This is a genomic window from Maribacter algae, assembly GCF_047345745.1.
Lineage (GTDB): Bacteria > Bacteroidota > Bacteroidia > Flavobacteriales > Flavobacteriaceae > Maribacter.
This window is the reverse complement of record NZ_JBLFES010000003.1, coordinates 460,996-475,583: the sequence shown is the minus strand read 5'-3', so window position 1 is coordinate 475,583 and position 14,588 is coordinate 460,996. Positions and strand designations below refer to the sequence as shown.

General features: G+C 39.8%; 13 protein-coding genes. 8 read left to right on the top strand and 5 right to left on the bottom strand.

Annotated elements, in window-relative coordinates; all coding sequences use genetic code 11:
* Positions 1-6 precede the first annotated feature (6 nt).
* The 3 genes from ACKWBX_RS13655 to ACKWBX_RS13645 form a co-directional block, all read right to left on the bottom strand.
* Positions 7-612: a short chain dehydrogenase gene (locus ACKWBX_RS13655; protein WP_413969261.1), complete on the bottom strand. Its 606-nt coding sequence runs from the start codon at positions 610-612 to the stop codon at positions 7-9.
* A gap of 7 nt (positions 613-619) precedes the next feature.
* Entirely contained in the window at positions 620-1,315 is a 696-nt protein-coding gene (locus ACKWBX_RS13650; protein ID WP_413969260.1) for an aspartate/glutamate racemase family protein, read from the bottom strand.
* Between the two features lie 72 nt (positions 1,316-1,387).
* A complete protein-coding gene (locus ACKWBX_RS13645) occupies positions 1,388-1,690 on the bottom strand; it encodes an ArsR/SmtB family transcription factor (protein ID WP_413969259.1) in 303 nt (100 codons plus the stop codon).
* Between the two features lie 71 nt (positions 1,691-1,761).
* On the opposite strand from ACKWBX_RS13645, the gene ACKWBX_RS13640 reads away from it, so the two are divergent.
* Positions 1,762-2,220, top strand: a complete 459-nt coding sequence (locus tag ACKWBX_RS13640) for a DinB family protein (protein ID WP_413969258.1) — start codon at positions 1,762-1,764, stop codon at positions 2,218-2,220.
* 5 nt (positions 2,221-2,225) lie between these two features.
* Here ACKWBX_RS13640 and ACKWBX_RS13635 read toward each other — a convergent pair whose 3' ends face one another.
* A complete protein-coding gene (locus ACKWBX_RS13635; RefSeq protein WP_413969257.1) occupies positions 2,226-2,969 on the bottom strand; it encodes a DUF3298 and DUF4163 domain-containing protein in 744 nt (247 codons plus the stop codon).
* 86 nt (positions 2,970-3,055) lie between these two features.
* On the opposite strand from ACKWBX_RS13635, the gene ACKWBX_RS13630 reads away from it, so the two are divergent.
* The 5 genes from ACKWBX_RS13630 to ACKWBX_RS13610 all read left to right on the top strand — a co-directional run bounded on the left by ACKWBX_RS13630 (position 3,056) and on the right by ACKWBX_RS13610 (position 10,098).
* Complete coding sequence (locus ACKWBX_RS13630) at positions 3,056-4,210, top strand: cystathionine gamma-synthase (RefSeq protein ID WP_413969256.1); 1,155 nt, start codon at positions 3,056-3,058, stop codon at positions 4,208-4,210.
* A 182-nt stretch (positions 4,211-4,392) separates the two neighbouring features.
* Positions 4,393-5,736, top strand: coding sequence for an NADP-specific glutamate dehydrogenase (gene gdhA / locus ACKWBX_RS13625; protein WP_413969255.1), 1,344 nt, complete (start codon positions 4,393-4,395; stop codon positions 5,734-5,736).
* A 107-nt stretch (positions 5,737-5,843) separates the two neighbouring features.
* Positions 5,844-6,686, top strand: coding sequence for a CPBP family intramembrane glutamic endopeptidase (locus ACKWBX_RS13620; protein WP_413969254.1), 843 nt, complete (start codon positions 5,844-5,846; stop codon positions 6,684-6,686).
* A 279-nt stretch (positions 6,687-6,965) separates the two neighbouring features.
* Positions 6,966-7,685, top strand: coding sequence for a DNA repair protein RecO (gene recO, locus ACKWBX_RS13615; protein WP_413969253.1), 720 nt, complete (start codon positions 6,966-6,968; stop codon positions 7,683-7,685).
* A 1-nt stretch (position 7,686) separates the two neighbouring features.
* Positions 7,687-10,098, top strand: a complete 2,412-nt coding sequence (locus ACKWBX_RS13610; protein ID WP_413969252.1) for a TonB-dependent receptor — start codon at positions 7,687-7,689, stop codon at positions 10,096-10,098.
* A 53-nt stretch (positions 10,099-10,151) separates the two neighbouring features.
* Here the strand turns inward: ACKWBX_RS13610 and ACKWBX_RS13605 are convergent, their stop codons facing one another.
* Positions 10,152-10,538 carry a hypothetical protein gene (locus ACKWBX_RS13605; protein WP_413969251.1) on the bottom strand — a complete coding sequence of 129 codons (387 nt, stop codon included), beginning with the start codon at positions 10,536-10,538 and terminating at the stop codon, positions 10,152-10,154.
* Between the two features lie 184 nt (positions 10,539-10,722).
* On the opposite strand from ACKWBX_RS13605, the gene ileS reads away from it, so the two are divergent.
* Positions 10,723-14,121 (top strand): isoleucine--tRNA ligase, encoded by a 3,399-nt coding sequence (gene ileS / locus ACKWBX_RS13600; RefSeq protein WP_413969250.1) that lies wholly within the window; start codon positions 10,723-10,725, stop codon positions 14,119-14,121.
* Between the two features lie 4 nt (positions 14,122-14,125).
* The gene (locus ACKWBX_RS13595) at positions 14,126-14,509 is read left to right on the top strand and encodes a TraR/DksA family transcriptional regulator (protein ID WP_413969249.1); all 384 of its coding nucleotides are present in this window, start codon (positions 14,126-14,128) and stop codon (positions 14,507-14,509) included.
* Positions 14,510-14,588 lie beyond the last annotated feature (79 nt).

Here is a 14,588-nt window from a genome sequence, read left to right as displayed (position 1 = left end):
TTTGTATTAACCATAAATTTTGATAATTCTTCCGGTTTCGTTTCCCATAACACTTTCCATATAGCCAGTCACAACTTTTTGCATGGGCACGGGAACATGACCTACAAAATAATCCTTGTATTTTTCATACGCATCTTCTACCAAACCAGAAGAAACTGCGTTTATCTTGATTCCGTTTTCCAATTCTAACGCCACTGCTTTTACAAAGCTATGAATTGCGCCATTCACCATGGCAGCACTAGCGGTTTTTATTACAGGATGATCTGCCAAAATTCCGGTAGACAAGGTTATGGTTCCGTTTTCCCTTAAATAATCACGGCCTATACGCACCAAATTTACCTGCCCCATAAGCTTACTTTTAAGCCCAATGTAATAATCTTCTTCCGAAAGCGTATCAAAATCGTCCCATTTGGCTTCACCTGCAATACATATGATAGCATCTAGTTTTTTGACCAACTGTTCAAACATATTTTTTATGGAAGGGCTATCGGTAATGTCAACAGAAATAGCTCCGCTACTTCTACCGGCAACGATTACTTCATTGTTTTTTCCTAAGTGGGCCGTGACGGCTTTTCCTATGGTTCCGTTCCCACCAATAATGAGTATTTTCATATGTATTTTATTTGCCCAATGCAAAATGCACGGCTTTAGTTGCATGTATTTTGGTGGTGTTGAACAGGGGTAGGTCAACATCGTTTTGGGAGACCAGTAATGGAATTTCCGTACAGCCCGCAATAATGCCATCTACACCTAGTTTTTCCATGTTCTTGATGATTTCCAAGTATTTGGTTTTGGAAGTTTCCGAGAAGATTCCCTTCACCAATTCGTTATAAATGATATTGTGTATGGTTTGTCGTTCTTCGGGGTTGGGGATGACCACTTCAAGACCGTAGGTCGTTTGTAATTTTTGGGTGTAAAAATCTTTTTCCATGGTGAATTTGGTTCCCAGCAAGGCTACTTTTTTCAATCCTTCAGCTTGGATGGCCTCGCCCGTTGCATCTGCAATATGCAAGAAAGGAATGTTCGCAGCGTTTGTGATCCGATCGCTTATCAGGTGAATGGTATTAGTACAGAGCAAAATCATATCGGCTCCGGCCTTCTCCAATTTCCGTGCTTGGTCTTCCATAAGGTCTCCTATGCTGTCCCAATTGCCGTCAAAGGTCAATTTTTCTATTTCGGCATAATTAACAGAACTCATAATGCTTTTGGCAGAATGTGAACCTCCAAGATGTTCCCTTATGATGGTGTTGGTGTATTCATAATATACTTTTGAGGATTCCCAACTCATACCACCAATTAATCCTATTGTTTTCATATATATTCTTCTTTTACTGTTTGTCATTTTTACATTTCGCTAAATGTAGATATGTATCGATTTTAAAAAATTTTATAATTCTTTTTGAAGTGATTTAATATAAGACTGGATCACCTTTTCGTTTCTCTTATAATAGGTCCATTTTCCATGGCGTGTCGGAATCACCAAATTAGCATTTTGCATGGCCGCTAAATAGGTAGATATGGTAGATTGTGACAAACCGGCCTTATCTTGAATATATCCTACGCAGACCCCATCGTTAAAATGGTCAATATCCTGATGAGAGGGAAAATTACTTTCGGGATCCTTTAACCATTTCAGAATATGAACCCGTGTTGTATTTGATAATACTTTATTAATTTCGACAAAATTCATATTGCAAAGATAACAATAATATTCACATATTTAGAAATATAGATATGATTTCAAATCGATTTTTATAAAGAATGAGGCACTTGTTGGAGATTACGCATCAAAACAGAAGGAATTTATTGGAAATTTTAAAAAACACTTCTAGGGAAGAATTACTATGTATTCCCGATGGTTTTCGGAACAATTTATGGTGGAATATTGCACACGTAGTGGTTACTCAACAATTATTGGTATATAAAATGAGCAATTTGCCCATGATGGTTCCGGATGTATTGGTGCATAAATTCAAAAAGGGCAGTGTTCCTGACGGTACGGCAACGGATGAAGAAATAGAACAGATAAAAGGTCTTTTGTTATCTACTATAGAACGGACGAAAGAAGACTATAATAAAGGGCTTTTTACAACCTTTAATGAATATACGACCAGCGCAAAGGTCACTTTAAGAAATGTAGATGATGCGATCGCTTTTAATCTTTTTCATGAAGGATTGCATTTTGGCAGTATTCTGGCACTCCGAAAAATGGTGCAATAATGCGCTCAGGATTTTGGTTTAAAGGCCAACAGAGGCTGTATTTCTTCAAAAGTCATGTTTAGGATAATGGCACCATCAGCATAAGAGGAAATTTCATAGGGTTCATAAAAAAGCTGTAATCCTTCCGGGGTATAGCCCATATTGTTCGGAAGGTAAAAGGTGTCGGTTTCAAACATGAACCCAGTACTGTTAATAGGTGCACCATCCGGAATTTTTTCTTGTAATCTGAATTTATTTTCGGCCAGTTTTTGAAAATCGTCCGTGTTTACAAAAAGTTTTTCATTGTCTATTTCAATCCCTTTTTTCTTGTCGAAATTTAGAAATCGAACGGTACTATAACCATGTGCACCGCCCGTAAAAAGGTAAGACTCCAAGCGAAGAGTCAGTATTGTTTCGTCCTCGTACGAAATAGCACCTTCAATCTTTGCTTCCCAAGGTGTGGCCTCCTCTGTATATTTACTTTTTAGTTCTTGATATCCCTCGATAAAAGAAGCAATGGCTGTTTGAATATCGCTTGCTTCAGTCTCCTCGTCAAAATTCAAGATATAGATAATTTCTTCGCTGAGCGCTGTATTGATCGCCGTATGGATTTTGGATTTTCCCATGGCCCTTGGAATGTCAATGCTTATGGAAGCACATGCATCGCATGCCGTTTCATGAAAAGAAGTAGTTTCAAATTTTATTTCGTTCGATGAATCACAACAGAAAAACAACAAACACAACAATGCGAAAGAAATAGATTTTTTCATGGGGCAGCTAAGTTACAAGCGTAAAAATAAGGCTTCATTGCAATCTCTAAAAGATAACGATACATTTGTGTGAATAATTATGGCCTATGTGTGCAAAAAAGTTAAAATTCAATACGAAGACCATTCATGGGGGTCAACGACCGGATAAGGCATACGGTGCGGTCATGCCGCCAATATATCAAACCTCAACCTATGCACAAGATACTCCTGGCGGGCATAAGGGCTATGAGTATTCCAGAAGTGCCAACCCAACGCGCACAGCCTTAGAAAATTCCCTTGCCAGTATTGAAAACGGGAACTATGGGTTGGCCTTTGCCAGTGGTTTAGCAGCTATTGATGCGGTCATTAAACTTTTACGGCCCGGGGACGAGGTGATTTGTACGAACGATTTATATGGAGGAAGTTACCGTCTGTTCAAACGGATTTTTGAACAATATGTAATTCGTTTCCATTTTGTGGATATGGAAGACCTTACCAATATTGAGGCCCATATAACTCACAAAACGAAACTTATTTGGATAGAAACGCCCACTAATCCTATGATGAACATCATAGATATTAAAAGTGTTGTCCAATTAGCAAAGAAGCATGATATTTTGACAGCAGTGGACAATACTTTTGCCACGCCGTACCTGCAGACTCCGCTGGATTTGGGAGCGGATATCGTTATGCATTCCGCGACGAAATACTTGGGCGGTCACAGTGACGTGGTTGTTGGAGGTTTGGTCGTGAATGATAAGGATTTAGCGGATAGGCTTTATTTCATACAGAATGCCAGCGGAGCGGTCTGTGGGCCCATGGATAGTTTTTTAACGCTACGCGGAATAAAAACACTTCATGTGCGCATGCAGCGGCATTGCGAAAATGGGAAGGTCGTTGCGGAGTATTTGGCACATCATCCTAAAATAGAAAAAGTATATTGGCCCGGTTTTGAAAATCATCCCAATCATAAGATCGCTAAAAATCAAATGAAGGATTTTGGAGGTATGATTTCCTTTGTGCCTTCCGGAAGTAGTTATGAAGACGCAGTGAAAATCGTTGAAAAGCTACAGGTATTCACTTTGGCAGAATCTTTGGGCGGTGTAGAAAGTTTAGCGGGACACCCCGCAAGTATGACGCATGCCAGCATCCCAAAAGCGGAACGCGAAAAGAGTGGAGTGGTAGATGCTTTGATACGGCTCAGCGTAGGTATTGAAGACGTGGAAGACCTTATTGCAGATTTAGAACAAGCCATAGGATAATGCCCTATTTTTAGCAGCATATATCGAGAATAAGTAGTTTTTCTGCATCAAAATTTCAATTCAATAGGTAAAATTGCAATTCTTATCATATTATGAAAAAATTATATCCAAAATTATAATAATACCATAATTTTGCCGATATATTTTGAATTTAATAAAAACAACATAGTACCTTATCATTTATGGAAGCAAAAATTAAAGCATTTATGGACGAGGTGAAAACCAGAAATGGTCATGAGCCCGAATTTATCCAAGCAGTACAGGAAGTTGCCGAAACGGTAATTCCCTATATCGCCAAAAATGAAATATACAACGGGAAGAATATCTTGCTTAGAATGGTTGAGCCGGAACGCTTAATTTCCTTTCGTGTGGCTTGGGTAGATGATGACGGTGAAATTCATGTAAACCGTGGGTATCGTATCCAGATGAACTCAGCGATCGGGCCTTACAAAGGCGGTTTGCGTTTTCACCCAACGGTGAATGCCAGTATCCTTAAATTTTTGGCTTTCGAGCAAGTCTTTAAGAATAGCTTGACTACCCTCCCTATGGGCGGTGGTAAAGGCGGGTCCGATTTTGACCCCAAAGGAAAGTCGGATGATGAGGTCATGCGTTTTTGCCACGCGTTTATGTTGGAATTGAACAGGCACATTGGCCCCAATACGGATGTCCCTGCCGGGGATATTGGCGTAGGTGCCAGGGAAATCGGGTTCCTTTTTGGGATGTACAAAAAAATTAGAAATGAATTCACGGGAGTGTTGACCGGGAAAGGACTTTCTTGGGGAGGTTCTAAAATTCGTCCTGAAGCTACAGGGTATGGAACGGTGTATTTTGCGCAAAGTATGTTGAAGACCAAAGGAGAGGATTTTGATGGTAAAACCGTGGTGGTTTCCGGTTCAGGAAACGTGGCGCAGTATGCTTCTGAAAAGGTCATTCAATTGGGAGGTAAGGTGGTTACCCTTTCGGATTCCGGTGGATATATTTATGATAAAGAGGGTATAGATGACGACAAGCTCGCTTTCGTAATGGATTTAAAAAACAACAGAAGGGGCCGTATATCCGAGTATGTGGATGAATATCCTTCTGCGGAATACCACGAAGGAAAAACACCTTGGGGGGTAAAATGTGATATCGCATTACCCTGTGCCACGCAAAACGAATTAGGCAAAGAAGATGCCAAAACCTTGTTGGACAATGGTTGTATGTGTGTTGCCGAAGGGGCCAATATGCCCTGTGATGCGGATGCGGTTCATGCCTTCCATGATGCCAAAATCTTATTTGCACCCGGGAAAGCTTCCAATGCAGGGGGAGTAGCCACTTCCGGTCTTGAAATGTCACAGAACTCGTTACGCATTAGTTGGACGCGTGAAGAGGTAGATGAACGTTTGAAAGGCATCATGTCAGATATTCACGACTCCTGTATTGAATATGGAAAAGAAGAGGACGGATATTGCAATTACGTGAAAGGAGCCAATATTGCCGGCTTTGTTAAAGTGGCGGATGCCATGTTGGCTCAGGGAGTCATTTAAAAATAAGGTTAGAAATAATTTAAACCTGTTAAGTTTTACACTTAACAGGTTTTTTTGATATGCAAAAAGGATTATTTTTCATTTAATTTTTAGTTTAAACATATTATATGCGGGCTCTACAGGCAGTTGGATTGACAATATTGCTAATGATTTTTTTGAGTTTGCCCGTATTACTATTTTATTTAATTACTGAGAATTGGAATATTTCCGTTCAATCCAATTATTACCAACATGCCCTACTTTTGGAAGCCGCCTCCTTTTTAATTGGATATGGAGCCATATTTTATTGGTTCTGGAAACCTAAAATTGATAAAGGAATTTTTAGTGGTTTTCTAGTACTAGATTTGAGGATATTGTTTTGGATAATCATCATGATTATTGGCTATTCTAGAGCTACGCAACCCTTTTGGGATTTCTCTAAGATGATTGATTTTTATAAAAATCCTGATTTTGAATTTTCAAGAAATTTTTCTTATCAGAAAGACATTTTTTATTATTTATATGATGCAATGGGAGCCGTTCTTCTAGCTCCAGTATTTGAAGAATTATTTTTTAGGCAATTTCTTTTAAGGAAACTACTTGAAAAGTATAAACCAATACTAGCTATAGCAACATCAAGTTTTTGTTTTGCTTTAATTCATGTCGATAATCCCAGGAATCTAATTCCCAGCTTTTTTTTCGGAATAATATGTAGCTTACTATATTTGAAAACAAGAAAAATAAGGTATGCTATATTTTTTCATATTACGAGTAACCTGCTGGTGACTGTTTTCAATTGGTTTGGAGAAGATTTTTATAATTGGCAGGATGCTATGCAATTTGATTTTATGTATTGGAGCCTATCTCTTTTTGGTGCTTTATTAGTAATTCTTGGAATCAAGAATATTTATGAAAATGAAAAAATAGATTGGTTAAATATGAAAAACCCTTTTCAAGAAGAAGAAACGTAATATAAAGTAAGTTATAGAAATATAAATCAACGTAAGTTCGATATAAAACCTTCGCACTTGTGTTTTTAAGCAACGATATCAAAATGGAGAAAACTAGGATAGCATATTTTGAATTCATTTCCAATCCTCGATAACTTTAAGCACTTATTACCTCGTATTTCTAATTTTGTACTTTGAATCTCGTCCTTCCCACTTCGTATTTCCAATTTCTCACCTCGTATTTCTGATTTCGTACTTCGCATTTTTAAAAGTTATCTTTGCCATAACTAACCTATCCAGATGCAGGTCACCACCAAAGCCATAGTGCTATCTTCTTTAAAATATGGAGATACGAGCCTTATTGTAAAGGCTTTTACAGCTTCGGACGGTTTAAAATCCTATTTGCTCAAAGGGGTTTTAACGTCTAAGAAAGGAAAGTTGAAGGCTGCTTATTTTCAACCGTTATCCCAATTGGAACTGGTGGCAAATCATCGCAACAAAGGAACCTTGGAAAGTATTCGCGAAGCCAAGGTGAATTACCATTACCGGACATTGCATTATGATATCTCAAAAAATGCGATGACCTTATTTTTAGCCGAAATACTGAGCAACAGCGTCCACGAGGAAGAAGCCAATATTGCCTTATACCAATTTTTGGAAGCGACCTTACAATGGTTGGACCATCATGATGATATAGCAAATTTTCATCTTTATTTCTTACTTGCTTTGACCAAGTATCTAGGTTTCTTCCCTGATGTCAATAACCTAGAGGCTCCCTATTTTGATCTGTTGGAAGGGGAGTTCGTAAGCACCTCCTCGTTGAACCCTATGCTCACCGGGGAAAATTTAGTGTACTTCAAAACCTTTTTAGGCACAAATTTTGATGCATTACACACGATTAAAATGAAGAAAACCAACCGGCAGGAGTTGCTGAAATCCCTTGTGCTCTATTTTGAACTACATTTGCAGGGGTTCAGAAAACCAAGGTCGCTTGCTGTTTTAAATGAAGTTTTCAGTTAGTATGCATAAAATAGTTTTCATTGGTTTACTGCTTTTTGCATCGATTGTTTCGTCCCAAAAAGTAACTGTTCTGGACAAGGATACACGAAATCCTGTCCCAAATGTGGCCGTTTTTAATGGGGACAAGTCAAAAATTGCCCTGACCGATTTTGATGGGGCTTTTGATAGCGGTATATTTTCAAATGGGGAACGCCTCAATTTCAAACACATCAGTTATGAGTTTAAGAGGACTGTCAAATCCCAGATTATAAAACAGGGCCATAAAGTTTTTTTAGTGGTCAAGCCCCAAGAATTGGACGAGGTCGTGATGTCCGTTTCCAAATGGGAGCAGCAGAAAAAAGACATTCCCAATAAAATAGCCTCCATAGATGCCCGTTCCATAGCGTTTGCCGCTCCGCAGACTTCCGCGGATTTATTGCAGCAGAGTGGGAAAGTGTTCGTGCAGAAGAGTCAGTTGGGCGGTGGGAGTCCCATGATACGCGGTTTTGCTACAAACAGATTGGTACTTTCCGTGGATGGGGTACGAATGAACAACGCTATTTTTAGAGGTGGAAATATTCAGAACGTGATTTCCATAGATCCGTTTACCGTTCGCAACACCGAAATTATTTTTGGTCCCGGCTCTGTTATTTATGGGAGTGATGCCATTGGGGGAGTCATGAATTTTTATACGAAATCACCATTATTATCGCAAAACGATAGTCTTCAGGTGATTGGGAATGTCAACTATAGATTTGCTTCGGCGAACACCGAAAATACGGTTCATGCCGATGTTATGCTCGCTAAAAAAAAGTGGGGTTCGTTAACGAGTGTTACCTATAACAACTTTCAGGATTTAAAAATGGGTGCCCATGGTCCTGACTCCTATCTTAGAAATTCTTTTGTAAGGAGAATCGATAACGAAGACCTATTAATTTCCAACGAAAATCCCAGAATTCAAGTATCTACGGGATATGACCAGTTGAATTTCATGCAAAAAATATACTTTGAACCCAATAAAAATTGGGACGCGAAATTGGGGCTATACTACTCCGAAACCTCGGATTACGATCGATATGATCGTTTGATAAGGCCTTCAGGAGATGGGGAAGGGCTTCGCTCCGCGGAATGGTTTTACGGTCCGCAAAGATGGTTTATGGGAAACCTTCAAGTAAACAAAAAGGGCAATGGGAAGTTTTATGATCGGGTAAAAATAACATCGGCCTATCAATTTTTTCAAGAAAGTCGTAACAGTAGGGATTTTGGCGATACAGTTTTAAATATGACCGAGGAAAAAGTGGATGCCATAAATTTAAATGTTGATTTTGAGAATAAGAAAATCGGGGACTTAAGATTGTATTATGGCACGGAATATATCTTTAATAAAGTGTATTCCAATGGTACGGATAGGAATATAGAGACCGACCAAAATTCGAATGCGGCATCGCGTTATCCTGATGGTGCTACATGGAAGAGTCTAGCAGGTTATTTTAATGGAGAGTACCGAGCAAAACCAAATTTCACGCTGTTATCAGGACTCCGGTACAGTCATGTTTGGATCGATGCTCTTTTTGACCAAACCTTTTATGACTTTCCTTTTGAAAAGGCCGATCTAAGTACAGGGGCCCTTACGGGAAGTATTGGGTTCAGTTGGTTTCCAAGGAAAAATTTACAAGTCACTTTTAATGGTTCCACAGGTTTTAGGGCTCCCAATATTGATGATGTGGGAAAGATTTTTGATTCTGAACCGGGCTCCGTTGTGGTTCCCAATGCAGATTTGGAACCTGAATATGCCTATAATGCGGAAATCGGGGTTCAAAAAAACTTTAAGGACAAAGTAGTTTTAAGAGGGGCTGCATATTACACGTATTTGGTGGATGCTTTGGTGCGAAGGGATTTTGAGTTCAACGGGCAGCCCCAAATCGTATATGCGGGAGAGTTGAGCAACGTTCAGGCCATTCAAAATGCGGCAAAGGCCTTTGTATATGGTTTTGAATTTGGTTTGGACGCTTTTTTTACGGAGCATTGGTCTTTCTCCTCCAACCTCACGATTACAGAGGGGATTGAAGAAGAGGCGGACGGTACGGAATCTCCGGCAAGACATGCTGCTCCTACTTTTGCGGATGCCCATCTAATATGGAAAAAACAAAGAATAAAGGCCGATTTTTTCCTAAATTATAATGCAGAACTACCCTTTGACGATCTGGCGGTTTCAGAACGCTCCAAACCTTTTATTTATGCTAGCGATGCTAATGGAAATCCGTTTTCACCATCTTGGTACACTTTAAATTTCAGGTCAAGGTATGAAATCAATAACAAACTCAATGCTACGCTAAGCTTTGAGAATATGACCAACCAACGCTACCGTACCTATTCCTCTGGAATAGTGGCACCGGGGAGCAATCTTATTCTTGGATTGGGATATCATTTTTAAATAAAAAAAAGCCTGCTCTTTTGAGCAGGCTCTGAATTTTTGGAACGTTACAATTAGTTCTTTACAGCGTCCTTTACCTCTTCGGCTTTTTTGGAGGCTTTATCAGCGGCATCTTTCGTAGCATCTTTTACGTCTTCACCAACTTCTTTGGCTTTGTCCATGGCATCTTCACCCATTTCCTCAGCTTTGTCCATAGCGTCTTTACCTGCCTCTTTCATATCCTCACCGGCTTCTTTCATGGTATCCATGGCATCTTCTCCTAATTCCTCAGCAGAATCCATTGCCTGTTCCCCTGCTTCCTTCAAATCCTCACCAGCTTCTTCCATAGCATCACCGGCTTGTTCGGCGGCATCTTTGGCCTTGTCCGCAGTTTCCCTACAGGAAACGAAAGAAATACTTAATGCAAGCATCAAAACGGAACTTAAAATTACTTTTCTCATTTGTTTAATTGTTTAGTGTTTTATGTAGCAATATACGCATTGAATCAGCTTATGGATGTATTCGACCAAGTATTTACGTTAATACGACTCTTTTAAGGCTATTTCAGTAGTGCTAAAGGCGTCTCGTTAAATCTAAATTTTATAATTTTGCAGCCTTTAAAACCCAGAACCATAAGGATTTCGTATGAAGTTTGCAGAATATAAGGGATTGGATTTGCCCAAGGTAGCGGAGGAGATTCTCAACTATTGGAAAGAACAGGACATTTTTGAGAAGAGTATCTCTTCAAGGGAAGGTAAGGACAGCTACGTATTTTATGAAGGACCACCTTCTGCGAACGGTATGCCGGGGATTCATCACGTAATGGCCAGAACCATAAAAGATATTTTCCCTCGGTATAAAACCATGAAAGGATTTCAAGTAAAGCGTAAAGCCGGATGGGATACACATGGTTTGCCCATAGAACTTGGGGTTGAAAAAGAATTGGGGATTACAAAAGAAGATATTGGCACCAAGATATCCGTAGAGGAGTATAACAACGCCTGTAAAAAGGCAGTAATGCGCTATACTGATGTTTGGAACAACATGACAGAGCAGGTAGGTTATTGGGTGGATATGGAAGACCCCTACATTACTTACAAGTCTAAATATATGGAATCTGTCTGGTGGTTGTTGAAACAGATATACGACAAAGGACTCATCTATAAGGGGTATACCATTCAACCGTATTCCCCAAAAGCGGGAACCGGGCTAAGTTCCCATGAATTGAACCAACCGGGAACCTACCAAGATGTTACGGATACCACGGTAACGGCACAATTTAAGGCTGTTGAAGAAACCTTGCCCGATTTTTTACAGAACGAAGGGGATATATATTTCTTGGCATGGACGACTACGCCTTGGACATTGCCATCCAATACAGCGTTGACCGTTGGTCCAAAGATTGATTATGTATTGGTTGAAACGTATAATCAATATACGTTCAAACCCATGAACGTAATTCTGGCCAAGAACTTGGTCGGAAAACAGTTTGCGGGCAAATTCTTTGAGGTCGAGGGAAAAACCGCTTTATTGGAATATAAATCAGGAGATAAAAAGATTCCCTATTACATTGTTAAAGAATGCAAAGGGGCCGATTTATTGGAGATTAGGTATGAACAGCTTATAGATTACGTACTACCTTATGAAAATGCTGAAAATGCTTTTCGGGTCATTCCAGGGGATTTTGTAACTACTGAAGATGGTACCGGAATTGTCCATACCGCACCTACTTTTGGTGCGGACGATGCCCTCGTAGCGAAACAAGTTACTCCGGAAATACCTCCCATGCTGGTATTGGACGAACACGGTAATACCGTTCCCTTGGTCGATTTACAGGGCAAGTTCAGATCGGAGCTAAAGGAATTTGGGGGGAAGTATGTAAAGAACGAATACTATGAGGAAGGGGAAGCTCCCGAGCGTTCCATTGATGTTGAAATTGCCATTAAACTAAAAGAGGAGAATAAAGCCTTTAAGGTAGAAAAGTACGTGCACAGTTATCCAAATTGCTGGCGAACGGACAAGCCTATTTTGTATTATCCATTGGATTCTTGGTTTATAAAGGTCACTGATATTAAAGACCGAATGTTTGAACTGAACCAAACCATCAACTGGAAGCCAAAAGCTACCGGAGAAGGAAGGTTCGGGAACTGGTTGGCCAATGCGAACGACTGGAACCTCTCCCGGTCTAGATACTGGGGCATTCCTTTACCCATTTGGCGTACGGAAGACGGTGCCGAACAGATAATGATAGGTTCCGTAACGGAGCTAAAATCCGAGATGGAAAAGGCTATTACGGCCGGAGTGTTGGAGAAGGATATTTTTGAGGATTTTGTTGTGGGCGATATGTCGGAAGCCAACTATGAAAAAATCGATCTACATAAAAACATTGTAGACCAGATTACATTGGTGTCTTCCTCGGGGAAACCCATGAAACGGGAAAGCGATTTGATAGATGTCTGGTTCGATAGTGGCTCCATGCCCTATGCACAATGGCACTACCCTTTTGAAAATAAAGACTTAATAGACAAAGGCGAGACGTTTCCCGCAGATTTTATCGCAGAGGGCGTAGACCAGACCCGTGGCTGGTTTTATACACTTCATGCCATTGGAACTATGGTCTTTGACTCCGTGGCTTACAAAAATGTAGTTTCCAATGGTTTGGTTCTGGACAAAGAAGGCAAAAAGATGTCCAAACGTTTGGGCAATGCCGTCGACCCTTTTGAAACTATGGACCAACATGGCGCAGATGCCACGCGCTGGTATATGATAAGTAATGCCAATCCATGGGATAATTTAAAGTTTGATACCGAAGGTATCGTTGAGGTAAAAAGAAAATTTTTTGGAACGCTTTACAACACCTATTCGTTCTTTGGGCTATATGCCAATATTGATGACTTTGCTTTTAGCGAAGCTGAAATTCCTGTTTCCGAACGTCCGGAGATAGACCGTTGGATTTTGTCCGAACTAAATTCCCTCATCAAAGTAGTAGATGAGGCCTATGCGGATTATGAACCTACGAAAGCAACACGTGCAATATCCGATTATGTTCAGGAGAACCTTAGCAATTGGTACGTGCGTTTGTGCAGAAGGCGTTTTTGGAAGGGAGATTATGGGCAGGATAAAATAGCAGCTTATCAAACACTGTACACTTGCTTGGAAACGATCGCTAAGTTATCGGCTCCAGTGGCGCCTTTCTATATGGATAAATTGTATAAAGATTTGAATTCGGCTACACAGAAAGAATCTTTTGAAAGCGTTCATTTGGCAAGTTTCCCAATTGCTGATGAAAATTTAATCGATAAAGGTCTGGAAGCTAAGATGAACAAGGCACAGATCATTTCATCTTTAGTCCTCTCCATAAGACAAAAGGAGAAGATAAAAGTGAGGCAGCCTTTGCAAAAAATAATGATTCCTATTCTGGACGAAACGGATAAAGCGGATATTTTAGCAGTTTCCGATTTGATAAAGTCCGAAGTGAACGTAAAGGAAATACAACTTTTGGATGACGCTTCTGGAATTCTGGTAAAACGTATAAAGCCTAATTTCAAGACTTTAGGACCAAAATTCGGTAAGGATATGAAGCAAATTGCACAGGCCGTAAATTCATTTTCTCAGGAAGACATCCAAAAAATTGAACAAGAGGGCGAATTATCCGTGCAACTGGAAAATAAAACCATTAAATTACAGTTACAGGATGTAGAAATCAGTTCCCAAGATATAGAGGGTTGGTTAGTGGCCAGTTCGGGAAAAATTACCGTAGCCTTGGATGTTACTATTAATGAAGAACTCCGGGAGGAAGGGATAGCGAGGGAACTGGTCAATAGAATCCAAAATTTAAGAAAGGAATCCGGATTTGAGGTGACTGATAAAATAGCGATAAAAATTCTGAAAGATGGTTTTGTAGAAAAAGCCGTGACAAGTAACTTAGCGTATATCAAAACGGAGACCTTGACCGCCGAACTGGATTTTGAAGAAAAACTAGAAAGTGGCACCAAAGTTGCTTTTGATGAAGTGAACACCAAATTATTGATCGAAAAACACTAAAAAGATGGCAGAAGATTTAAAAGTCAGATACTCGGATAAGGACTTAGCGGAGTTTAAGGAACTCATAGAGGAAAAAATAGAAAAAGCAAAGAGTCATTTGGAACTGCTTAAAAGTTCATATATGAACGATGGTAATAATGGTACTGACGACACCTCCCCAACCTTTAAGGCTTTTGAAGAAGGCTCCGAAACCATGAGCAAGGAAGCCAACACGCAATTGGCCATTAGACAGGAAAAATTCATACGTGATTTAAAGAACGCTATCCTACGGATTGAAAACAAAACATATGGCATATGCCGTGTCACCGGAAAGCTCATTAATAAAGAACGGTTAAAATTGGTGCCGCACGCAACTTTGAGCATTGAAGCCAAAAACATGCAAAAATAATAAAACGCCTTCGGGCGTTTTTTTGATGATATTCATGCGGAGCTTCCCAGTTGTTTTCTTATTGATTATTTCGTTTTCT

Excerpts from the sequence above, each read along its gene's own strand:
- ACKWBX_RS13655 (WP_413969261.1), bottom strand. The coding sequence starts at position 612 with ATGAAAATACTCATTATTGGTGGGAACGGAACCATAGGAAAAGCCGTC.
- ACKWBX_RS13650 (WP_413969260.1), bottom strand. The coding sequence starts at position 1,315 with ATGAAAACAATAGGATTAATTGGTGGTATGAGTTGGGAATCCTCAAAA.
- ACKWBX_RS13645 (WP_413969259.1), bottom strand. The coding sequence starts at position 1,690 with ATGAATTTTGTCGAAATTAATAAAGTATTATCAAATACAACACGGGTT.
- ACKWBX_RS13640 (WP_413969258.1), top strand. The coding sequence starts at position 1,762 with ATGAGGCACTTGTTGGAGATTACGCATCAAAACAGAAGGAATTTATTG.
- ACKWBX_RS13635 (WP_413969257.1), bottom strand. The coding sequence starts at position 2,969 with ATGAAAAAATCTATTTCTTTCGCATTGTTGTGTTTGTTGTTTTTCTGT.
- ACKWBX_RS13630 (WP_413969256.1), top strand. The coding sequence starts at position 3,056 with ATGTGTGCAAAAAAGTTAAAATTCAATACGAAGACCATTCATGGGGGT.
- gdhA (WP_413969255.1), top strand. The coding sequence starts at position 4,393 with ATGGAAGCAAAAATTAAAGCATTTATGGACGAGGTGAAAACCAGAAAT.
- ACKWBX_RS13620 (WP_413969254.1), top strand. The coding sequence starts at position 5,844 with ATGCGGGCTCTACAGGCAGTTGGATTGACAATATTGCTAATGATTTTT.
- recO (WP_413969253.1), top strand. The coding sequence starts at position 6,966 with ATGCAGGTCACCACCAAAGCCATAGTGCTATCTTCTTTAAAATATGGA.
- ACKWBX_RS13610 (WP_413969252.1), top strand. The coding sequence starts at position 7,687 with ATGCATAAAATAGTTTTCATTGGTTTACTGCTTTTTGCATCGATTGTT.
- ACKWBX_RS13605 (WP_413969251.1), bottom strand. The coding sequence starts at position 10,538 with ATGAGAAAAGTAATTTTAAGTTCCGTTTTGATGCTTGCATTAAGTATT.
- ileS (WP_413969250.1), top strand. The coding sequence starts at position 10,723 with ATGAAGTTTGCAGAATATAAGGGATTGGATTTGCCCAAGGTAGCGGAG.
- ACKWBX_RS13595 (WP_413969249.1), top strand. The coding sequence starts at position 14,126 with ATGGCAGAAGATTTAAAAGTCAGATACTCGGATAAGGACTTAGCGGAG.